We start from the raw sequence: 24,636 nt of genomic DNA on the forward strand, positions 1-24,636 counted from the left end.
CACGGGTGGTACCGGTGGTCTGGGTGCTGAGCTGGCGAGGCACTTGGTGGCCGAGCGTGGTGTGAGGCATTTGCTGTTGGTGAGTCGGCGTGGTCCGCAGGCTCCGGGTGCGTTGGAGTTGCAGGCTGAGCTGATTGCGCTTGGTGCGGAGGTGGCGGTTGCCGCGTGTGATGTCGCGGAGGCCGGTGCTGTTGCCGAGTTGCTGGCGGGTGTTTGTGTGGAGCATCCGCTGACTGCGGTGGTTCATACGGCTGGTGTGCTGGATGACGGTGTGGTGACGTCGCTGACTTGTGAGCGTTTGTCGGCGGTGTTGCGGCCGAAGGTGGATGCGGCGTGGAACCTGCATCGTGCCACGCTGGGTCTGGACCTGGCCGCGTTCGTCACTTATTCCTCGATTTCCGGTGTCATGGGTAGTGCTGGTCAGGGTAATTACGCTGCCGGCAATGTGTTTCTTGATGGTCTTGCCCGGTATCGCGCTGCGTGTGGGTTGCCGGGGCAGTCCTTGGCGTGGGGTGCGTGGACGCAGAGTTCGGGTATGACGGGGACGTTGTCGGAGGCGGAGATGCAGCGCATCGCGGCTTCGGGGGTGCCGCCGCTGACTGTCGAGCAGGGCCTGGCGCTCTTCGACGCCGCCACGGACTCCGACGAGCCGTACCTCGTCCTCATCGGTCCGGCCCCGGCCGCCGGTGCCACCCGGATGCAGGGCCACGTGCCCCCTCTGCTGAGGGGCCTGGTCAAGACAACCCGGCGGACGGCAGCGACCGCGGCCGGCGGAGCCGGCACGGCAGCGGCGCTCACCCGGCAACTGCTGGCCCTGGGCGAGGACGAGCGCGCCCGGTTCGCGGTGGAGCTCGTACGGACCGAGGCGGCGGCCGTCCTCGGCCATGCCTCGGCCAAGGCGATCGAGGCGACGCAGGACTTTCACAACCTGGGCTTCGACTCGCTGACCGCCGTCGAGCTCCGCAACCGGCTGACCACCGCCACCGGCCTGCGCCTGCCCGCCACCCTCGTCTTCGACTACCCGACTCCCACCGCGCTCGCCCACCACATCGTCCGGGAGCTCCTGGACGAGCACGGCGATGCCGACGCCCCCGTCGCTCTCTCGTCTGCGGTGGCGGACGATCCGGTCGTCATTGTCGGCATGGCCTGCCGCCTACCCGGCGGCGTACGGTCCCCCGAGGACCTCTGGCAGCTCGTCCTCGACGGCCGGGAAGGCATCTCCGACTTCCCCACCGACCGCGGCTGGGACCTGGAGACCCTGCGCACCGGCGGCCCGGACGGGCGGGGCCGCAGCGCCTCCCTCGAGGGCGGGTTCCTGCACGACGTCGCCGGATTCGACGCCGGGTTCTTCGGGATCTCGCCGCGCGAGGCGCTGGCGATGGACCCGCAGCAGCGACTGCTGCTGGAAACCTCCTGGGAGGCGTTCGAGCGCGCCGGGATCGACCCGGAAGGCCTGCACGGCAGCCAGACCGGCGTGTTCGTCGGCACCAGCGGCCTGGACTACGGCGCGCTGGTGATGAACTCGAAGGAGGACGTCGGCGGTCACGCCGGCACCGGCCTCGCGGCGAGCGTCGTCTCCGGACGCGTCTCCTACACCTTCGGCCTCGAAGGGCCGGCCGTCACTGTCGACACGGCGTGTTCGTCGTCCCTCGTCGCCCTGCACTGGGCTGCACAGGCCCTGCGCACCGGCGAATGTTCGCTGGCCCTCGCCGGCGGCGTCACGACGATGACCACACCGGCGAACTTCACGGGCTTCACCGTGCAGGGCGTCCTGGCCCCCGACGGCCGGTGCAAGACCTACTCGGACGCCGCCGACGGCACGGCCTGGTCCGAGGGCGTGGGCATGCTCGTCCTGGAGCGGCTGTCCGACGCCCGCCGCAACGGGCACAAGGTCCTCGCGGTGGTGCGTGGTTCGGCGATCAACCAGGACGGTGCGTCCAACGGGCTGACGGCCCCCAACGGCCCGTCGCAGCAGCGCGTGATCCGCCAGGCCCTGGCCGGCGCGGGGCTGTCGACCGCCGATGTCGATGCGGTCGAGGGACACGGCACCGGCACCCCGCTCGGTGACCCGATCGAGGCGCAGGCCCTGCTGGCCACGTACGGGCAGGACCGCGACCCCCAGCGGCCACTGCTGCTGGGGTCGGTCAAGTCCAACATCGGCCACACGCAGGCGGCAGCCGGCGTCGCCGGTGTGATCAAGACGGTCATGGCCATGCGGAACGGTGTGCTGCCCAAGACGCTGCACCTCGACCGGCCGTCGTCCCATGTGGACTGGTCCATGGGCGCGGTGGAGCTGCTGACCCACCAGAAGCCGTGGCCCGAGGTGGACCGGCCGTGGCGCGCGGGGGTGTCGTCCTTCGGTATCAGCGGTACCAACGCGCACGCCATCATCGAGCAGGCCCCGATCGAGGAACCGGTCGGTGAACCGGTCGAGGAGTCGGCCGACGAGCCGACCGGGAAGCCGATCCGGAAGCCGAACGCCCGGGCCGGGCACGATTCCGCCGTGGCCCCGTGGCTGGTGTCGGCCAAGTCCGAGGCCGCGCTGGCACAACAGCTCGAGCGGGTCTCGTCGTTGAGTGGGCTCTCCCCGGTCGATGTGGGCTTCTCGCTGGCGGCGGGCCGGTCGGTCTTCGAGCACCGCGCCGTGCTGTTGGCCGGTGGTGACGTCCTCGCAGACGTGGCAGAAGTGACCGAGGTGGCTCGGGGTGTGGCAGCCTCGGACCGGTCGCTGGCTGTCCTGTTCTCGGGTCAGGGTTCGCAGCGGGTGGGGATGGGCCGTGAGTTGTACGGCCGGTTCCCCGTCTTCGCGGAGGCACTGGATGCGGTGCTGGAGCGGATGGACGGTTCGTTGCGGGAGGTGTTGTTCGGTGACGAGGAGCTGCTGAATGACACCGGTTTCACGCAGCCGGCGTTGTTCGCGGTCGAGGTGGCGTTGTTCCGTCTGGTGGAGTCGTGGGGTGTGCGTCCGGACTTCGTGGCGGGTCATTCCATTGGTGAGATCGCGGCGGCGCACGTTTCCGGGGTGCTGTCGCTGGATGATGCGTGCACGCTGGTGGAGGCCCGGGCGCGGTTGATGCAGGCGTTGCCTGCCGGTGGGGCGATGGTTGCCGTGCAGGCCGGCGAGGTCGAGGTGTCCGATCGTCTGGTCGAGGGTGTGTCGATTGCGGCGGTCAATGGTCCGCAGGCGGTCGTGATTGCGGGTGACGAGGCTGCGGTCTCCCGCATTGCCGAGACCTTCGCGGCGGAGGGTCGTAAGACGCAGCGGTTGTCGGTCAGCCACGCTTTCCACTCGCCGTTGATGGATCCGATGCTGGAGGAGTTCCGGCAGGTGGTTTCCGGGCTGTCGTTCTCGGCCCCGAAGATCCCGCTCATCTCGAATCTGACCGGTGAACAGGCGACTGCCGAGCTCGTCTGCAGCCCTGACTACTGGGTCCGTCACGTCCGTGAGACCGTCCGTTTCGCCGACGGGGTGAAGGCGCTAGCCGGGGCCGGTGTGTCGGCGTTCCTGGAGCTGGGCCCTGACGGTGTGCTCACCGCGATGGCCCAGCAGAGCCTGGACCAGGGCGACCAGCATGACGCCGTCCTCGTTCCGGCCCTGCGCAAGGACCGCCCGGAGGAGACCGCTCTCCTGACCGCTCTCGCCCGGCTGCACGTCGTGGGCGTCGGCGTCGACTGGCCGGCCCTGTTCACCGGCACGGGTGCCCGCCGTGTCGACCTGCCGACTTATGCCTTCCAGCACGAGCGGTACTGGCCCACCCCGGCCGCCCCTGTCGGCGATGTGACAGGCGCGGGCCTCATTCCGGCCGGGCATCCGCTGCTGGGCGCGGCGGTTCCGCTGGCGGACTCCGGCGGCGTGATGTTCACGAGCAGGCTCTCGGCGCAGGCGCACCCGTGGCTGTTCGATCACGTGGTGGGCGGCACGGTCCTGTTCCCCGGGACCGGCTTCCTGGAGCTGGCCATCCGCGCCGGCGACCAGGCCGGTTACGACCGGGTCCAGGAGCTCGACCTCACCGAGCCGCTCGTACTGCCCGGGAACGAGGCCGTGGCCCTGCAGGTGTGGCTGGACGCCCCCGACGCGGCCGGCGCCCGCCGCGTGAGCATCTACTCGCGCCCGGAGCACGCCCCTGACCAGCCGTGGACGCGGCATGCCACGGGTGTGCTGGAGGCGGGCGAGCGGCTGGCGGAGTTCGACGCGTCGGTCTGGCCGCCGTCGGGCGCGGCAGCCGTCGACCTCGACGGCTTCTACGACGCGACCGAGTACGGACCGGCCTTCCAGGGACTGCGAGCGGTCTGGGCGCGTGGCGACGAAGCGTTCGCGGAGGTCGGGCTGCCGGCCGGCACAGCCGGGGACGCCGAGCACTTCGGGCTGCACCCGGCGCTGCTGGGCACGGTGGTGCACACCGCCGGGCTCGCCGGAGTGGGGGACGACGAGGACGCCGTCCTGCTGCCCGCCTCCTGGAGCGGCGTCTCGCTGCACGCCACCGGTGCATCGCAGCTGCGCGTCCGTGTGGTGAAGCTCGACGAGCAGTCCGTCTCCGTCACGGCGGTCGATGCGGCGGGTGCCCCCGTGCTGTCGGTGGAGTCGCTCGCCCTGCACGCCCCCGCCACCGGCTCGGCCCCCGCTTCCGGAAGCGGACGCGACCCGCTGTTCCGGGTGGAGTGGATACCGGCTCCGCAGGTACAGGCGAAGGCACAGGCGGCCGGCGATGTCCGGCACGTGACCCTGGGCGGCGCTGAGGAGTTCGGCGTGGGCAGGGCGACGGCCTCCCTCAAGGAAGCGACAGCCTCCCTCAAGGAGCTGACGGGTGGCGAAGGGCTGGTACTCGTCCCTGTCTGGGGCGCGGGGGATGACATCCCCGGTGCCGTGCACGAGGTGACGGCCCACGTCCTCGGCCTGATGCAGGAGTGGCTGGCCGAGGAGCGGTTCGCCGCCTCGCGCCTGGTGTTCGTGACGCGCAACGCCGTCCCGGCCGGAGACGGCGAGCCGGTTCACGACCTCGCGGCGGGCGCGGTGTGGGGCCTGGTGCGCTCGGCACACGCCGAGCATCCCGGCCGGTTCGCCCTGGCCGACCTCGGCGACGAGCAGGACGCCGCGGCGCTGCTGCCGGGCCTGCCCGCGCTGCTGGCCACGGGCGACGCCGAGTTCGTCGTACGCGACGGCGTCGTGCGCGTGGGCCGGCTGGCCCGCCTGTCCACCGGTACGAGCCCGCTGCCCCCGAAGTGGGACGCCGACGGCACCGTACTGATCACTGGCGGCACCGGCGCGCTGGGCGGTCGTCTCGCCCGGCAGCTGGCCGCGTCCGGCACGCGGCACCTGCTGCTCGCCGGGCGGCGCGGGCCGGACGCACCCGGTGCGGAGGAGCTGGAGAAGGAACTGCGCGGCCTGGGAGCGCAGGTGACGTTCGCGGCATGCGACGCCGCGGACCGGGACGCCCTCGCCGCGCTGCTGGCCGGGATACCGGCCGGGCGCCCGCTGACCGCGGTCGTCCACACCGCCGGTGTGCTCGCCGACGGTGCACTCACCTCGCTGACCCCGGACCGCCTGAGCGAGGTCCTGCGGGCGAAGGCCGACGGGGCCTGGCATCTGCACGAGCTCACCCGCGACCTCGGCCTGTCGGCGTTCATCACGTACTCGTCCCTCGCCGGTGTCATGGGCAGCCCCTACCAGGGCGGCTACTGCGCCGCCAACGCCTTCCTTGACGCTCTGGCCCATCACCGCAAGTCGCAGGGGCTCGTGGGCACCTCGCTCGCGTGGGGCCCCTGGGACCTGGACGCCGGAGCGGACAGCGGGGCCACGGACGCCGGCACCGAGCCCGGTGCGGACAACGCCGCCCCGCGCTTGCGGGCGGGTGACCTGCCGCCGCTGTCGGTCGAGCAGGGCCTGGCCCTGTTCACCGCCGCCACCGGTCGCGCCGAACCGGTCGTGGTGCCGCTCGGGCTGCCCCAGGGCGCCCTGCGGCCGCAGGGCGAGGTGGCACCGCTGTTCCGGGGCCTGCTGGGCAGGAGCCGCCGGGCCGCGGTGAACACCGCGGGCGGCGCCGGGGGCACGGCCGGGACGTTCGTCCAGCAGCTGCTGGCACTGAGTGAGAGTGAGCGCGTCCGCCACGTCGTGGAGGTCGTCCGTGCCGAGGCCGCCGCCGTCCTCGGACACGCCGCACCCGACACGGTCGAAGCGCACCGGGACTTCTACGAGCTGGGCTTCGACTCCCTGACCTCCGTGGAGCTGCGCAACCGGCTGATGACCGTCACCGGGCTGAGCCTGCCCGCGACCCTGGTGTTCGACAGCAAGACCCCCGCCGACCTGGCCGCCTGGCTGCGCAGCGAGCTGTCCTCGCAGCCGGCCGGGGACCAGGCGTCCGGCGGTGCCCTGCGGGTGTCGTCCGGGGAGCCGGAGATCGACTCGCTGGAGCGGCTGTTCCTCGATGCCCTGGGTAACGGGAAGATGCGGGAGGCCCAGCGGATGCTGGCCACCGTCGCCGCCCTCCGCCCCACGTTCGAGGCGACGGCGGAACTGGAGGACCTGCCCCTGTCGGCCACCCTGGCCGAAGGCACCGGCAGCCCCAAGCTGATCTGCGTCAGCGCGCCCACCGCCAACGCGGGCGTTCACCAGTACTCCCGCCTCGCCGCGCACTTCCGGGGCAGGCGTGAGGTGGCCGCGCTGCCGCTGGTCGGCTTCGCCACGGGTGAGCGCCTGCCGGCGACGCCCGAGGTCGCCGCCCGGGTCATCGCGGAGAGCGCGCTGCGCGCCAGCGACGGCGAGCCCTTCGTCCTGGCCGGTCACTCCTCCGGAGGTTCCTTCGCCTACGCGGCGGCCGGGGTGCTGGAGCACACATGGGGCATCCGGCCCGCGGCCGTGGTGCTGCTGGACACGCTGAGCTTCCAGCACAACAGCGACGAGGGCGTCGACTACATGGGCATGATGCGGCTCAACTTCAACGGCAGGGAGGAATCGCCGGTACGCCTGACCAACTCCCGGCTCTCCGCGATGGGACGCTGGATGGTCCTGCTGAACGCCCTGGACGTGCAGCACACCACGGCGCCCGTCCTGGAGATCAAGTGCGACCGGTCCCTGCAGGGACTGGAGAGCGGGCCGGAGGCGGACGGCGGCCGGAAGAGGGAGGCGCTGATCGCGTCGGCCGACGTCCGGCTGGTGGCCGCCGACCACCTGTCGATGATGCGGGAGGACTCCGCGGAGACCGCCGAAATCATCGAGAACTGGCTCACGTCGGACGCATTCGCCGCCCTCGCGGGCCGCATCCGCTGACCCCCCCCCAGCCGCCCACGGCGACGGCTGACGGGCGCACCGCACACCCTCTGGGTGGGCGGTGCGCCCATTTTCCGCTGCTTCCACTGCGCATCTAGGGAAACCCGCAGTCCAGGTTGACGAAGATGGGCGGGAAATGGTCGGACGTGGGTGTCGGCAGTCTCTTCGCCCCCCTCGACGACGGCCGAACGACGAGGCCTCCAACGGGCATTTCCCGGCACACCACCGAGGGGTTGACAGCGTGACGTCGAACGAGGAGAAGCTCCGCGAGTACCTGAAGCGGGCTATCGCGGACCTTCACGACACCCGTCAGCAGCTGGGCGAGGTGGAAGGGAAGCGCCAGGAACCCATCGCGATCGTGGCCATGGGCTGCCGCTACCCCGGAGGCGTACGGTCACCGGAGGAGCTGTGGGAACTGGTCCACGGCGGCGTCGACGCGATCTCCACCTTCCCCGCCAACCGCGGCTGGGACCTGGACGGCCTGTACGACCCCGACCCCGGCCACCACGGGACCACCTACTCCCGTGAGGGCGGATTCCTGCACGACGCGGGGGAGTTCGACCCCGCCTTCTTCGGCATCTCCCCGCGCGAGGCCCTCGCCATGGACCCGCAGCAGCGGCTGCTGCTGGAAACCGCCTGGGAGGTCGTCGAACGGGCCGGCATCGACCCGCAGTCCCTGGCCGGCACCCGTACCGGCGTATTCGTCGGCACCGGCCACGGCTACTACGACGAGGGTTCCGGAAAGGGGCAGGACGAAGTCGCCGGGCATCTGCTGACCGGCAACACCATCAGCGTCGCCTCGGGCCGGATCTCCTACGTCCTCGGCCTGGAGGGCCCGGCGGTCACCGTCGACACGGCGTGCTCGTCGTCGCTGGTGGCGCTGCACATGGCGGTGCAGTCGCTGCGTCAGGACGAGTGCTCGCTGGCCCTGGTGGGCGGGGCGACCGTGATGTCGACCCCGCAGATGTTCGTGGAGTTCTCCCGCCAGCGCGGGCTCGCTTCCGACGGCCGTTGCAAGCCGTTCGCGGCCGCCGCCGACGGCACCGGATGGAGCGAGGGCGTCGGGCTGCTGCTGGTGGAGCGGCTCTCCGACGCACGCCGCAACGGCCATCCCGTACTGGCCGTGGTGCGGGGCTCCGCCGTCAACCAGGACGGTGCCTCCAACGGCCTGACCGCCCCCAACGGCCCCTCCCAGCAGCGTGTGATCCGCCAGGCCCTGGCCAACGCCGGCGTCGCGGCCACGGACGTCGACGTCGTGGAGGCCCATGGCACCGGCACGACGCTCGGTGATCCCATCGAGGCACAGGCCCTGCTGGCCACTTACGGGCAGCAGCGCCCGGCGGAGCGGCCGTTGCTGCTCGGTTCGCTCAAGTCGAACATCGGGCACACCCAGGCCGCCGCGGGCGTCGCCGGCGTCATCAAGATGGTGCTGGCCATGCGGCACGGCGTCGTGCCCAGGACCCTGCACATCGACGAGCCCACGCCGCACGTCGTCTGGTCCGCGGGCAGCGCCAGGCTGCTGACCGACGCCGAAGCCTGGCCGGAGGCCGCTCAGCCGCGCCGCGCCGCCGTCTCCGCGTTCGGGGTCAGCGGAACGAACGCCCACGTGATCCTGGAAGAAGCACCAGAAGCACCAGAAGCACCAGAAACACCGGCGGACGCACCAGAAACACCGGCGGACGCACCAGAAACACCGGCGGACGCACCAGAAACACCGGCGGACGCACCAGAAACACCGGCGGACGCACCAGGAGCTCCGGCGGACGCACCGGAGGCTCCGCAGCCGGGCGCATCGGCGCCCGCCGGGGCCGATGCGCCCGTACCGGCCTCCGCGCGGCCCCCGCGCGCCCTGCCCTGGATCCTGTCGGCCAGGTCCGCGCAGGCCCTGCGGGAGCAGGCGGCCCGGCTCGGCCGGCACGTCCGCGCCCACGCGGACCTGGACCCGGCGGACGTCGCGTTCTCCCTGACGGCGACAAGGGCACTGATGGAGCACCGTGCCGTCCTCGTAGCCGGTGAGAGGGCGGAGTTCCTGCGGGGCCTGGACGCCCTGGCCGGGGGCCGCGGCGCCGCCGGCCTCGTCGACGGCGTGGCGGCCAAGGCCCCGATGGCGTTCCTCTTCGCGGGCCAGGGCTCCCAGCGGCCCGGCATGGGACGCGAACTGTACGAGACCCGGCCGGTGTTCGCCGAGGCGTTCGACGCGGTGTGCGCGCAGCTGGACCCGCACCTGGAACGCCCGGTCCGCGAGATCGTCTTCGCCGGTGAGGGCTCGGCCGACGCCGCCCTGCTGGACCGGACCGCGTACACGCAGGCCGCACTGTTCGCCGTCGAGGTCGCCCTGTTCCGGCTGCTGGAATCCTGGGGCATGACACCCCACTTCGTGGGCGGCCACTCCATCGGCGAGCTCTCCGCCGCGCACGTGGCGGGCGTGCTGTCCCTTCAGGACGCCGCGCGCCTCGTCGCGGCGCGCGGCACCCTGATGCAGGCCCTGCCCACGGGCGGGGCGATGATGGCCGTACAGGCCACCGAAGAGGAGATCCGCGCCTCGCTGGCCGCACACGAAGGCGCGGCGGACCTCGCGGCCGTGAACGGCCCGGACTCCGTGGTCGTCTCCGGCGACGACGAGGCCGTATCCGCCGTCGCCGCCCACTGGAAGGAGCAGGGGCGGCAGGTCAAGCGGCTCCGGGTCAGCCACGCCTTCCACTCGCCGCGCATGGACGCCATGCTGGAGGAATTCGGGCGCGTCGCCGAGGGCCTGCGGTTCAACGCCCCGCGCATCCCCGTCGTCTCCACGGTCTCCGGCGCGCTCGCCACGGCGGACGAACTGTGCTCACCGCAGTACTGGGTGCGCCAGGTCCGCGAAACCGTCCGGTTCTGCGCGGCGGTCCGTACGCTCGAAGCCGAGGGCGTCGCCACGTTCGTGGAGATCGGCCCCAGCGGAGTGCTCGCCCCCATGGCCGAGGCGTCCCTGACGCCGGCCTCCACGACCGCCACCGACGCGCCGGTGCTCGTCCCGGCCCTGCGCCGCGACCGCACCGAGACCCGGGCGCTGGCCGAGGCCGTCGCCGCCGTCTCCGTGCACGGCGCCCGCATGGACTGGTCGGCGTACTTCGCCGGAACGACCGCCCGGCGCGTCGGGCTGCCGACCTATCCCTTCCAGCGGCAGCAGTACTGGCTGACCGGCCCGGACACGGACGCGGCGACCGGCGGCACGGCCACCACCGGAGCCGACGCCGCGGAAGCCGGCTTCTGGGCGGCAGTCGAACGCCAGGACATGACAGAGCTGTCGACCGTCCTCGCCCTCGACGGCGACGACGCCGAGGCCTCGCTGGGCAACCTGCTGCCCACCCTCTCCTCCTGGCGCCGCCGGCGCAGGACCCTCACCACGGTGGACGCCTGGAGCTACCGCACCGACTGGACACCCGTCACAGGCATCACCGGCCGCGCGGCGTCGGGCCGCTGGCTCATCGTGGTGCCGGACGGCGCGGCCGCCGCTGACGACCCCTGGGCCACCGGCCTCGCCGACGCCCTCGCCGCCCGCGGAGTCCGGGCCGAGCGCCTGGAGGCGGGCGGCCCGGGCTTCACGGACGACGACCGCGCGGCCCTCGCGGCCCGGCTGGCCGAAGGCCCTCTGACCGGCATCCTGTCGCTCCTCGCACTCGACGAACGCCCGCACCCGGACCACCCGTCCGTGCCCCGCGGGCTGGCCGCCACCACGGAACTCGTACGGGCCCTGGAGGAGCTCGCCGCCGAGGCACCGCTGTGGAGCGCGACCCGGGGCGCGGTCACGGTGGACCGGCTGGACACGGTCACCCACCCCGTGCAGGCCCAGGTGTGGGGCCTGGGCCGCGTCGTCGCCCTGGAACTCCCACAGCGCTGGGGCGGCCTCATCGACCTGCCTCCGACGATGGACGACCGCACCGTGACCGCCCTCCTCGGCGTGCTCGCAGCCGCCGGCGGCCCCGAGGACCAGGTCGCCGTCCGGCCCGCGGGCGTGTTCGCCCGCCGCCTCGTCCGGGCCGCCGCCGCCGAGAACGCCGGGCAGAGCCCCGCGGTGCGCGGCACGGTGCTGGTCACCGGCGGCACCGGCGCTCTCGGCGCGCACGTGGCGCGGTGGCTGGCAGGCGCCGGGGCCGAGCACCTGGTGCTGACCGGCCGCCGGGGCGCGGCCGCCCCCGGCGCACGCGAACTGGAAGCGGAACTCACCGCCCTGGGCACCAGGGTCACCGTGGCGGCCTGCGACGCCGCCGACCGGGACGCGCTGGCGGAACTGCTGGCGGCGATCCCCGCGGACGTGCCGCTGACCGGTGTGGTGCACGCCGCGGGCGTACTCGACGACGGAGTGCTGGAGTCCCTCACCCCGCAGCGCTACGAGGCCGTCCTGCGCCCGAAGGCCGACGCGGCGGTCAACCTGCACGAGCTCACCCGGGACAAGGACCTGGCGATGTTCGTGCTGTTCTCGTCCATCGTGGGCGTGCTCGGCAACCCCGGGCAGGCCAACTACGCCGCGGCGAACGCCTTCCTGGACGCCCTGGCCGAGCAGCGCCGCGCCCAGGGCCTGGCCGCGACCTCCGTCGCGTGGGGCCCCTGGGCGGACAGCGGAATGGCGGCCGGTGACACCGCGCTCGCCGGGCGCATGCGCCGCGACGGGCTCACCCCCATGGACCCCGGACCCGCCCTCGCCGCCCTGAGCCTTGCCGTGGCCCGGGGCACGGCGACCGTGACCGTGGCCGACGTGGACTGGGACGCGTACGCCCCCGCCCTGACCGCCGTCCGGCCCAGCCCCCTCATCGGCGACCTGCCCGAGGCACGCCGCGCACTGCGGGCCCGCAGTGCGGCGCCCGGCGGCCCGCAGGGCGCGGCGTCCCCGCTGTGGGACCGCATCGCCGCCCTGCCGGCGGCGGAAGGGGACCGCGTTCTCGTCGACCTGGTACAGGAGGAGACCGCGAAGGTCCTGGGCCATCCCTCCTCGGACACCGTCGACGTCAACCGGGCTTTCCGAGAGCTGGGCTTCGACTCGCTGACGGCGGTGGAGCTGCGCAACCGGCTCACTGCCGCCACGGGCCTCCGCCTGCCCGCCACCCTGCTCTTCGACCACCCCACGGCCCTCTCCGTCGCCGGGCACCTGCGTTCCCTGACGCTGGGAACCCCCGCCACGGCGGCCCCCGCCCCGTCGGCGCAGCCGACCGCCGGAGCCGACGAGCCGGTCGCCATCGTGGGCATGGCATGCCGCTTCCCCGGCGGCGTGAGCTCCCCGCAGGAGTTCTGGTCCCTCATCTCCGGTGGCGGCGACGGGATATCGCCGTTCCCGGCCGACCGCGGCTGGGACACCGACGGGCTCTACCACCCCGACCCCGACCACCAGGGCACCAGCTACGCCCGCGAAGGCGGGTTCCTCTCCGATGCGGCCGGGTTCGACCCCGCCTTCTTCGGCATCTCGCCGCGCGAGGCCCTGGCCATGGACCCGCAGCAGCGGCTGCTGCTGGAAACCGCCTGGGAGGCCGTCGAGGGAGCCGGCATCGACCCGGAGTCGCTGCGCGGCAGCGTCACCGGCGTGTTCGCGGGCACCAACTCGCAGGACTACCAGACCATCCTGGACGGCGACCGGGACGACGTCGCCGGCCATCTGCTGACCGGCAACGCCGCGAGCGTGGTCTCGGGCCGCGTCTCCTACGCCTTCGGCTTCGAGGGCCCGGCGGTCACCGTCGACACGGCGTGCTCGTCGTCGCTGGTGGCACTGCACATGGCGGCGCAGTCGCTGCGCCAGGGGGAGTGCTCGCTCGCACTGGCCGGCGGGGTGACGGTGATGTCGACCCCGTACTCCTTCGTGGAGTTCTCCCGCCAGCGCGGGCTCGCGCCGGACGGCCGTTGCAAGCCGTTCGCGGCCGCCGCCGACGGCACCGGGTGGAGCGAGGGCGTCGGGCTGCTGCTGGTGGAGCGGCTCTCCGACGCACGCCGCAACGGGCACCAGGTGCTGGCCGTGGTGCGGGGCTCCGCCGTCAACCAGGACGGTGCCTCCAACGGTCTCAGCGCCCCCAACGGCCCCTCCCAGCAGCGTGTGATCCGCCAGGCCCTGGCCAACGCCGGGGTCGCCGCCGCGGACGTCGACGCGGTCGAGGCCCACGGCACCGGCACCAGGCTCGGCGACCCCATCGAGGCCCAGGCCCTGCTGGCCACCTACGGCCAGGACCGCGACCCCGCACACCCCCTGCGGCTCGGCTCGGTCAAGTCGAACATCGGGCACACGCAGGCCGCCGCGGGCGTCGCCGGCGTGATGAAGATGGTGCTGGCGATGCGGCACCAGGAGCTGCCCAGGAGCCTGCACATCGACGAGCCCACCCCGCACGTCGACTGGGCGGCGGGCGCGGTCGAGCTCCTCGGCGAGCCGGCCGCCTGGCCCGCCGGCGGCGGCCGGCCGCGCCGCGCCGGCGTCTCCTCCTTCGGCATCAGCGGCACCAACGCCCACGTCATCCTCGAAGAAGCCACCCCGGCCGTCGCCGTTGAACGGGCCGAACGGGCCGCCGCCGTTGAACGGGCCGAACGGGCCGCCGCCGTTGAACGGGCCGCCGCTCTCGAACCGGCCGCCGCCGTCGAGTCGGCCGCCATCCTCGAGCCGGCCGCCGCTCTCAACTCGGCCGCCATCCCCGAACCGGCCGCCATCCCCGAATCCGCGCCCGGCCTCGCGCCCGAATCCGCGCCCGGCCTCCCGCCCGGCCTCGCGCCCGAACCCGCGCCCGGCCTCGCGCCCGGCCTCCCGCCCGAACCCGCGCCCGAACCCGCGTCCGCCCTCGCGGCCGGGCCCGCGGACAGCACCTCCGTGGTGCCGTGGCTGATCTCGGCGAAGAGCACCGAAGCCGTACGCGACCAGGCACGCCGTCTGGCCGCGTACGTCCGGGCCACCCCTGCCCTCGACAGCACCGACATCGCGTACTCCCTGGCCACCGGCCGTACCGCCATGGACCACCGTGCCGCCGTCGTCGCGGCCGGCCGCGAGGACTTCCTCGCCGGGCTCGACGCCCTCGCCGGGCGACTCGTCTCCCCCCACGTCCTCGAAGGCACCGCCGAGGGCGGCCGCAAGGCGGTGTTCGTCTTCCCCGGACAGGGCTCGCAGTGGGCCGGCATGGCGCTGGACCTGCTGGACACCTCCCCGGTCTTCGCCGCCCGCATGGCCGAGTGCGCGGCCGCCCTCTCGCAGTACACCGACTGGTCCCTGGCCGACGTGCTGCGCGGCGCACCCGGCGCGCCCTCCCTCGACCGCGTCGACGTGGTCCAGCCCGCACTGTTCGCCGTGATGGTCTCCCTGGCCGGGCTGTGGCGGGCGCACGGCGTCGAGCCCGCGGCCGTACTGGGCCACTCGCAGGGCGAGATCGCCGCCGCCTGTGTGGCCGGCGCCCTGTCCCTGGACGACGCCGCCCGCGTGGTCGCCCTGCGCAGCCAGGCACTGACCGCCCTGTCGGGGCAGGGCGGCATGGTCTCGGTCGCCCAGCCCGTCGAGGCGGTGCGCGAGCGCATACAGGCCTGGGGCGAGGACGTCTCCCTCGCCGCCGTCAACGGCCCGAACTCGGTCGTCGTCTCCGGGGCGCCGCAGGCCCTCGACGAACTGGTCGCCGGATGCGAGCGCGACGGGATCCGCGCGCGCCGCATCCCGGTCGACTACGCGTCGCACTCCGCCCAGGTGGAGCGCATCCACGACGAACTGCTGACCGTGCTGGCGCCCATCGCACCGCGCTCGGCCGGCATCCCGTTCTACTCGACGGTCAGCGGTGAGCCGGTGGACACCACCGGGCTCGACGCCGCCTACTGGTACCGCAACCTGCGGCAGACCGTGGAGTTCGAGCAGGCCACCCGGGCGCTGCTGCGCGACGGATACCGTGCGTTCATCGAGGCCAGCCCGCATCCGGTGGTGATCGCCGGAGTGCAGGAGACCGCGCAGGACGCCGGTGCGCCGGCCGCCACGACCGGCACCCTGCGCCGTGACGAGGGCGGCCTCGACCGGTTCCGCACCTCGCTGGCCGACGCCTGCGTCCACGGAGTGCGCGTCGACTGGGACGCCTTCTTCGCCGGCACGGCCGCCCGCCGCGTCGAACTGCCGACCTACCCCTTCCAGCGGCAGCGGTTCTGGCCCCGCGCTGCCGGAGCGGCGGGCAACGTCGCCTCGGCCGGGCTGGGCTCACCCGGCCACCCGCTGCTGGGTGCCTCGGTGGAGCTCGCCGGAGGGGACGGCCTGATGGCCACGGCCCGCTGGTCGCTGCGTACGCACCCATGGCTCGCCGACCACGCGGTGTCCGGGGTCGTCGTGGTGCCGGGTGCGGCGCTGGTGGAAGCCGTGATCCGGGCCGGTGACGAACTGGGCTGCGGCCGGGTGGAGGAGCTGACCCTGCACGCACCGCTCGTCCTGCCCGAACGCGGAGACGTACAGGTGCAGATCCTGGTCGGCGAGCCGGGGGAGACCGGTCACCGCCCGGTGACCGTCCACGCACGGCCGGACGGGACCGCCGGTACGGGCGGCGGGGCATGGACCGAGCACGCCACCGGCACCCTCGCCGCGACCGGCACGCCGGACACCACTGACGCTGCGGCATCACAGGACTTCGCCGTATGGCCCCCGCGGGGAGCCGAGGCGATCGGGACCGAGGGGTTCTACGCGGCGCTGGCCGAGGACGGCTACGGCTACGGCCCGCTCTTCCAGGGTGTACGGGCCGCCTGGCGGCAGGGCGACGACGTCCTCGCCGAAGTGGCCCTGCCCGAGCAGGGCCACGCGGACGCGGCGCGCTTCGGCATCCACCCGGCGCTGCTGGACGCCGCGCTGCACGCCGCGGGGCTCGGCCCGCTGGGCAAGGAGGACGGCGGCCCCGGCATGCCGTTCTCCTGGACCGGCGTCGCACTGCACGCGGCCGGCGCCACCGCCCTGCGGGTGCGGCTGACCCCGGCCGGCAAGGACGCCGTCACCGTGGTGATGGCCGACAGCACGGGCCGCCCCGTGGCCTCGGTCGACTCGCTGGCCGTACGGCCCGTGGCGGCCGAACTCCTCGGACCGGCCGGATCCGTGGCCCGCGACGCACTGTTCCACCTGGAGTGGACCGCCCTGCCGCAGACCGCGGCCGACACGGCTGCGACGGCCGGGTGGGCCCTGCTCGGCGACGCCCCCGCCGCGCTCCCCTCCGTGCCCGCCTGGGACGACCTGAACGCGCTCGCCGCGTCCCTGACCGACGGCACCCCGGCGCCAGGCGTCGTCCTCGTACCCCTGCCCGGGCCGGACGGCACCGGAACCGAGGTGGCGTCCGCACTGGAGCCGGTCCTGGAACTGCTGCAGGCCTGGATCACCGACGAAAGGTTCGCCGGCACCCGGCTCGTGCTGGTCACACGGGACGCGGTCGCCACCCACTCCGGGGAGGACGTCCGCAACCTCGACGGCGCCTCGGCGTGGGGCATCGTCCGCTCGGCGCAGTCCGAGCACCCCGGCCGCATCGTGCTGGCCGACGTCGACGGCCACGCCGCGTCCTGGCGGGCGCTGCCCGGCGCGGTCGACGCGGACGAACCGCAGCTGGCGCTGCGCCAGGGCACCGCCCACGCCCCCCGGCTGGCCCGCACCCACGCGCACCCCGCGCTGACCGTGCCGGACCCGGCGACGCCCTGGCGGCTGGACATCCCGGAGAAGGGCACCATCGACAATCTGGCGCTCGTGCCCTGCCCGGAGGCCACCGGGGCCCTGGAACCCGGGCAGGTCAGGGTCGAGGTGCGGGCGGCCGGACTCAACTTCCGCGACGTCCTCAACGCGCTGGGCATGTATCCCGGCGGCGCCCGGTTCCTGGGCTCCGAAGCCGCCGGTGTCGTCGTGGAGGCCGGGCCCGGCGTGAGCTCCCTCGCCGTCGGCGACCGCGTCATGGGCATGGTGCCCGGCGGCTTCGGCCCGCTGGCAGTCGCCGACCACCGGGTGCTGGTCCGCATGCCCCGCGACTGGACCTTCGCGCAGGCGGCCGCCACCCCCGTGGTGTTCCTGACCGCCTACTACGCGCTGCGCGACCTCGCCGGCCTGACCGCCGGCGAATCGGTCCTCGTGCACGCCGCCGCCGGCGGAGTCGGCATGGCCGCCGCCCAACTGGCCCGCCACTGGGGCGCGGACGTCTACGGCACCGCCAGTGACCACAAGCGGGAACTGCTGCGGTCCGAAGGCTGGCCCGCCGACCGGCTGGCCTCCTCCCGCACCCTGGACTTCGAGGACCGCTTCCGCGCCGCAAACGGCGGCCGTGGCGTCGACGTCGTCCTGAACTCCCTGGCCCGCGAGTACGTGGACGCCTCACTGCGGCTGCTGCCGCCGGGCGGCCGCCTCATCGAGATGGGCAAGACCGACATCCGCGATGCCGACGAGGTGTCCCGCACCCACCAGGGCGTCACCTACCGGGCCTTCGACCTGATCGAGGCGGGCCCGGAGCGCATCCAGCAGATGCTCGCGGAACTGGTCACCCTGTTCGAACAGGGGGTGCTGCAGCCGCTGCCGGTCACCACCTGGGACGTCCGGCACGCCCGCGACGCGTTCCGCTTCGTGTCCGAGGCCCGCCACGTCGGCAAGGTCGTCCTCACGGTGCCCCGCCCGTGGGACACCGAAGGCACCGTGCTGATCACCGGCGGCACCGGCGAACTGGGCGGGCTCCTGGCCCGGCACCTGGTCTCCCGCCACGGCGTACGCCACCTGCTGCTGACCGGCCGCCGCGGCCCGGACGGCCCCGGCGCCCGAGCCCTGCACGACGAGCTGACCGCCCTGGGCGCCCATGTCACCGTGACCGCCTGCGACGTCGCCGACCGCGACGCGCTGGCCGCGCTCCTGGCGTCCGTACCCACCGGGCACCCGCTGACCGCCGTGGTGCATGCCGCGGGCGTCCTCGACGACGGGGTGATCACCTCCCTGACGCCCGAACGGCTGCGGGCGGTGACCCGCCCCAAGGCCGACGCGGCCCGGCACCTGCACGAGCTGACCGCGTCCGCCGACCTGGCCGGCTTCGTGCTGTTCTCCTCGGCCGCCGGCGTCTTCGGCTCCGCCGGCCAGGGCAACTACGCGGCGGCCAACGCCTGCCTCGACGGCCTCGCCCAGCACCGCAGCACCCACGGCCTGCCCACCACCTCGCTCGCCTGGGGACTGTGGGCCCAGGCCAGCGGCATGACCGCGCACCTCGACCGGACCGACCTCGTCACCGCCGCCAAGTCGGGAGCGCAGAGCCTCTCCACCGAGGACGGCCTCGCCCTCTTCGACGCCGCCCTCGCTGCCCGCAGAGCCCTGCTCGTACCCGTACGCATGGACGCCTCCGTCCTGCGCTCGCGCAAGCCGGGCGAGATCCCGCCCCTGCTGCGCGCGCTGTACCGGGGACCCGCCCGGCGCACGGCGAGCACCACGGAGGCCGCCGGCACCGACGGGCTGCGGCAGCGCCTGGCGGGACTTCCCCGCACCGAGCGCCGCGGCCTGCTGCTCGACCTCGTCAGCACCTGCGTGGCGGCCGTGCTCGGGCACACCGGCACCGATCTCATCCACGCCGACCGGGCCTTCCGCGACCTGGGCTTCAACTCCCTGACCTCCGTCGAACTGCGCAACCGCCTCGGCACCGCCACCGGCCTGCGCCTGCCCGCCACCCTCGCCTTCGACTACCCCGCCCCCGCGGCCCTCGCCGAACACCTCGAAGCGGAACTGTCGGACGGCGACGACAGCGAGCGGACGGCCCCCGCCGAAGCCACGGCGACCACGCCGGTCACGGCCGACGACCCCATCGCGATCGTCGGCATGGCCTGCCGGCTCCCCGGCGGCGTCCGCTCCCCGAAGGACCTGTGGGAGCTGCTGTCCTCCGGCACCGACGCCATAGCCGGCTTCCCGGCCGACCGAGGCTGGGACCTGGACGGCCTGTACGACGCCGTGCCCGACGAACCCGGCGCCTCCCGCACCCGCGAAGGCGGCTTCCTGTACGACGCGGACCGGTTCGACGCCGACTTCTTCGGCGTCGGCCCCCGCGAGGCACTGGCCATGGACCCCCAGCAGCGGCTGCTGCTGGAGACCTCGTGGGAGGTGTTCGAGCACGCCGGGATCGACCCCAGGTCGGTCCGCGGCAGCCGCACCGGCGTCTTCGCCGGCCTCGCCTCCAGCGACTACCTGACACGTGTTCCGGACGTACCCGAGGAACTCGCCGGCTACGTCAACAACGGCAACGCCGTCAGCGTCGTGTCCGGCCGCGTCGCCTACACGCTGGGCCTGGAGGGCCCCGCCGTGACCGTGGACACGGCATGCTCCTCCTCCCTGGTGGCCCTGCACATGGCGATGCAGTCGCTGCGCCAGGGCGAGTGCACGATGGCGCTCGCCGGCGGCGTGACCGTCATGTCCTCGCCGCGGCTGTTCACCGACTTCTCCCGGCAGCGCGGGCTGGCCGGCGACGGCCGCTGCAAGCCCTTCGCCGCGGCCGCGGACGGCACCGGGTTCTCCGAGGGCGTCGCACTCGTTCTCGTGGAGCGCCTCTCCGACGCCCGTCGCCTCGGCCATCCGGTCCTGGCCGTCGTACGGGGATCGGCCGTCAACCAGGACGGCGCCTCGAACGGCCTGAGCGCCCCCAACGGGCCCTCGCAGCAGCGGGTCATCCGCCAGGCCCTCGCCAACGCCGGTCTGACGCCCGCGGACGTGGACGCCGTGGAGGCCCACGGCACCGGCACCCGGCTCGGTGACCCCATCGAGGCCCAGGCTCTGCTGGCCGCCTACGGCCAGGACCGGCCGGAGGACCGGCCCCTCCTGCTCGGTTCCGTCAAATCCAACCTCGGGCACACCCAGGCCGCCGCAGGCGTCACCGGAGTGCTGAAGATGGTGCTCGCCCTGCGGCACGGACAGCTGCCCAAGAGCCTCCACCTCGACGAGCCCAGCCCGCATGTCGACTGGTCCTCGGGCGCCGTCAGCCTGCTGGGCGAAGCAGCCGACTGGCCGGACACGGGACGGCCCCGCAGGGCCGGCGTGTCGTCCTTCGGCATCAGCGGCACCAACGTCCACGTCATCCTCGAAGAAGCACCCGCCGACGCGTCCGCGCCGGGCAGCACGGCACCCGACGAGCCCGCCCCCGACGGCGACGGCCGGACCGTGCCCTGGGCGCTGTCCGCCCGCACCGAGCGTGCGCTGCGCGGCCAGGCCCGCGCCCTGCTCGCCCACCTGGAGGACGAGCCGTCCACGGCCCTCCTCGACACCGCGCTGTCCCTGGTCACCACGCGCTCGACACTGGAGCGACGCGCGGTCGTGACCGGCTCCGACCGTGCCGAACTGGCCGCGGGACTGCGCGCGCTGGCCGACGGCAGCCCCGCCCCCGCAGTCGTCCGCGGCGGCTTCACCGGCGGCCGGGAACGCAAGGCCGTCCTGGTCTTCCCCGGCCAGGGCTCGCAGTGGGCCGGCATGGGCACCGAACTCCTCAAGACATCACCCGCGTTCGCCGGCCGCATCGCCGAGTGCGAGCAGGCACTGGCCCCCTACGTCGACTGGTCCCTGAGCGACGTCCTGCGCGGTACGGACGGCGCGCCCGGACTCGACCGCGTCGACGTGGCGCAGCCCGCGCTGTGGGCGGTCATGGTCTCGCTCGCCGAGGTCTGGCGCTCCCACGGCGTGCGGCCGGCCGCCGTACTGGGCCACTCGCAGGGCGAGATCGCCGCGGCCTGCGTCTCGGGCGCACTGTCCCTGGCCGACGCCGCCAAGGTCGTCGCGGTCCGCAGCCAGGCCATCGCGGAGGAACTCTCCGGACACGGCGGCATGGTGTCGGTCGCTGCCCCCCACGACCAGGTCGTCACCCGCATCGAGCGATGGGGCGACAAGCTGTCCGTCGCCGCCGTCAACGGGCCCTCCACGGTCGTCGTCTCCGGCGACGCCACCGCACTCGACGAACTCCTCGCCGAGTGCGGCCACGACAAGGTCCGCGCCAAGAAGATCCCCGTGGACTACGCCTCCCACTCGGCCCACGTCGAGCGGATCCGTGCCGCCCTGCTCAAGGACCTCGCAGGGCTCGAACCGCGCGAGAGCCGCATCCCGTTCTTCTCGACGGTGACCGGGGACTGGATCCGCACCACCGCACTCGACGAGCACTACTGGTACGAGAACCTGCGCCGCACCGTACGCCTGGAGGAGTCGCTGCGGGCGCTGCTCGCAGCGGGCCACGACGTCTTCGTCGAGTCCAGCCCGCACCCCGTCCTGACCATGGGCATCGAGGACACCGTCGCCGACGCCGAAGCCGACGCGGTGGTCATCGGATCGCTGCGCCGCGACGACGGCGGCCCCGCACGCCTGCTGTCCTCGCTGGCCGAGGCCCACGTACACGGGGTGAACGTCGACTGGCAGGACTTCGTCGCAGGCGGCCGACCGGTGGAGCTGCCGACCTACGCCTTCCAGCGCGAGCGGTACTGGCTGGAGGCGGCCGGGCACACCGATCCGGCGGGCCTCGACCCGGCCGTCCGCCTCGCCGACGACGCCGGCGTGGTCCTGACCGGCACCATCGGCGTCGGCACACACCCGTGGCCGGGGCAGCACAAGGTGCTGGACTCGGTCGTCGTCCCCGGCACCGCCCTCGTCGAATGGGCCGTGCGCGCGGGCGACGAAGCCGGGTGCGCGTTCGTCGACGAACTGACCGAGCACGTGCCGCTGGTCCTGCCGGACCAGGGCACCGTGGAGATCCAGGTCGTCGTCGGCACAACCGGGGACGCGGGCCTGCGCCCGGTCACCGTCCACTCCCGGCCCACGGGCGGCGAGGGCGACTGGACGCGCAACGCCACCGGCACCCTGGCCGCCACCGCCACCGCCACCTCCACCGCCGGTGCGGCGCCCCATGCGGTGGTGCCGGATGCCTGGCCGCCGCAGAACGCCCGGCCCGTCGACACCGGCCGGCTGTACGCCACACTCGCCGCGCAAGGGTACGAGCCGTTCCCGACGGTGGAAGCGGTGTGGCTGCACGGCGACGACCTGCTCGCGGAAGTCGCCCTCGACGGCGACGACCTGGGCGACGCGGCGCGCTTCCGGGTCCACCCCGCCCTGCTGCAGACGGTCCTCGCCCTGAGGTCCGCCGCCTACGGCGCCGACGAGGCCACGCCCGCACTGCCTGTCGCATGGCGGGGCATCTGCGTTCTCGCCACCGGCGCCACCCGCCTGCGGGTCCGGCTGACCCCGGCGGGCGAGGACGGCACCGTCTCCCTGACGGCCGTGGACCCCTCGGGTGCCGCGGTGATCACTGCCGACGCGGTCACGACCCGGCCGGTGACGCCGGAACGGCTCGCCGCCGGCGGCGCCGGAACCGGCGCCGTACGACACGACGCCCTGTTCCACGTCGAGTGGATCCCCCTGGCGGAACCCGGCGCGCACAAGCCGTCCGGAACGTGGGCGGTTCTCGGCACGGACCGCACGGCGGCAGGGACGGCAGCCCGGCTGGAGCGTTCGGGCGTGCCCGTGCACTCCTTCGACTTCGACTTCGACTCCGACTCCGACTTCAACTTCGACGGAAGCCTGTCCGCCCTGACCGCTGCTCTGGACGCGGGCGAGCCGGCCGCAGCACCCGGGACCGTACTGCTGCACCTCGCCACCGGCGCCGACGAATCCACCGGCACGGCCGAGGCCGTTCACGACTCCGTACAGCGCGTCCTGGCCCTGGCCCAGGCCTGGCTGGCCGACGCGCGGTTCGCGGCGTCGCGCCTGGTCCTGGTGACCCGAGGGGCCGTCGCCACCGGACCGGACGACAGGGCCGAGGGCCTGGCCGACGCCGGTGTGTGGGGCCTCGTACGCTCCGCACAGTCCGAGCACCCCGGCCGGTTCCTGCTCGTCGACCTCGACGGCGACGAGCGCTCCGCGGCGGTCCTCGCCGAGGCGACGGCCGCCGCGATCGCCACCGGCGAGTCGCAGCTGGCGCTGCGGGCGGGAAGCCCGGTGATCCCCCGCCTGCGGCGCACGGGCACCACGACCGAGGAGACCGTCTCCCGCACCTGGCAGGGCGGCTCCGGGACCGGCGAGGGCACCGTGCTCATCACCGGTGGCACCGGATCGCTCGGCGGGCTCGTCGCCCGCCACATCGTCACCCGGCACGGCGCCCGCCACCTGGTGCTGACCGGCCGCCGGGGCCTCGCCGCCCCGGGCGCGGAACAGCTCCGCGACGAGCTGACGACCCTGGGCGCCCAGGTCAGCGTGGTCGCCTGCGACACGGCCGACCGGGCCGCACTCGCCGCCCTGCTCGACGGCATCCCGGCCGAGCACCCGCTGACAGCGGTCGTGCACGCGGCCGGTGTACTGGAGGACGGGCTGCTGGAATCCCTCTCACCCGACCAGGTCGAACGAGTGCTGCGCCCCAAGGCCGACGCCGCGTGGAACCTGCACGAGCTGACCAAGGACGCGAACCTCGGCGCCTTCGTCATGTTCTCCTCCTTCGCCGGGGTCGCCGGAGGCATGGCCCAGGCCAACTACGCCGCGGCCAACGCCTTCCTCGACGCCCTCGCGCACCACCGCCGCGCACAAGGCCTGGCAGCGGTGTCGATGGCATGGGGATTCTGGGAAGAACCTAGTGGATTGACGGCCACACTGGGCCGCGTGGACGTTGATCGCTTCGCGCGCTCCGGAATGCTCCCCATCCCGGCCGAACAGGGCCTGGCCCTGTTCGACGCCGCCTCCCGCACCGAACGCGCACTCCTGGTACCGGTCCGGCTGGACCCGCGCGCCCTGCTCGCCGCCGGTGAGATCCCGCCGGTGCTGCGCGGACTCGTACGCACCCCCGTGCGCCGGGCCGCCGACGCGGCCACCGGAGCGGCACACGACGCGGCCATCGAACCGGGACGCGGACAACACCCGGCGCTCGCCGATCGCTTGGCCGGCCTGAGCGTGCCCAAGCAGGAGGCACTCCTGCTGCAGCTGGTCTCCGGGCACGTCGCCACGGTGCTCGGCCACGGCTCACCGGAGGCCGTCGAGGCCGAACGCGGCTTCCTGGACCTCGGAATGTCGTCACTGACCGCCGTGGAACTGCGCAACCGGCTCAACGCCGAGACCGGACTGCGGCTCCCCACGACAGCGATCTTCGACCACCCCACGCCCCTCGGCCTCGTCCGGCACCTCCGTGCCCAGCTCGGCCCCGTCACCGGTGAAACGGCGGAGAGCACACCGGTGTTCGCCGAGCTCGACGTCCTCGAAGCAGTCGTGTCCCGGTCCGGCACCGGCCTGGACGCGGACGCCCGGGCGCGGCTGATCAACCGCCTCAAGACATTGCAGTGGAAGCTCGACACCGCCGACGAAGGCGGGCCCGCGGAAGACACCGGCGACGCCGGCGCCGACCTCTCGGCCGCCTCCAGCGACGACGAAATGTTTGACCTCATCGACAAAGAACTCGGCCTCGCCTGACAGCCCAGTC

The 24,636-nt window shown here is 73.8% G+C and carries 1 protein-coding gene and 1 pseudogene; both read left to right on the top strand.

Annotated features, from left to right (window positions below; all coding sequences use genetic code 11):
• Window positions 1–7,264: SDR family NAD(P)-dependent oxidoreductase (locus tag AB0F13_RS27015; protein WP_362087555.1), on the top strand; the 7,264-nt coding region annotated here is incomplete at its 5' end.
• A 244-nt stretch (window positions 7,265–7,508) separates the two neighbouring features.
• Window positions 7,509–24,626, top strand: a pseudogene (locus tag AB0F13_RS27020) (SDR family NAD(P)-dependent oxidoreductase); the annotation flags it as partial.
• Window positions 24,627–24,636 lie beyond the last annotated feature (10 nt).

The organism is Streptomyces sp. NPDC026206 (genome assembly GCF_040638465.1).
GTDB lineage: Bacteria > Actinomycetota > Actinomycetes > Streptomycetales > Streptomycetaceae > Streptomyces.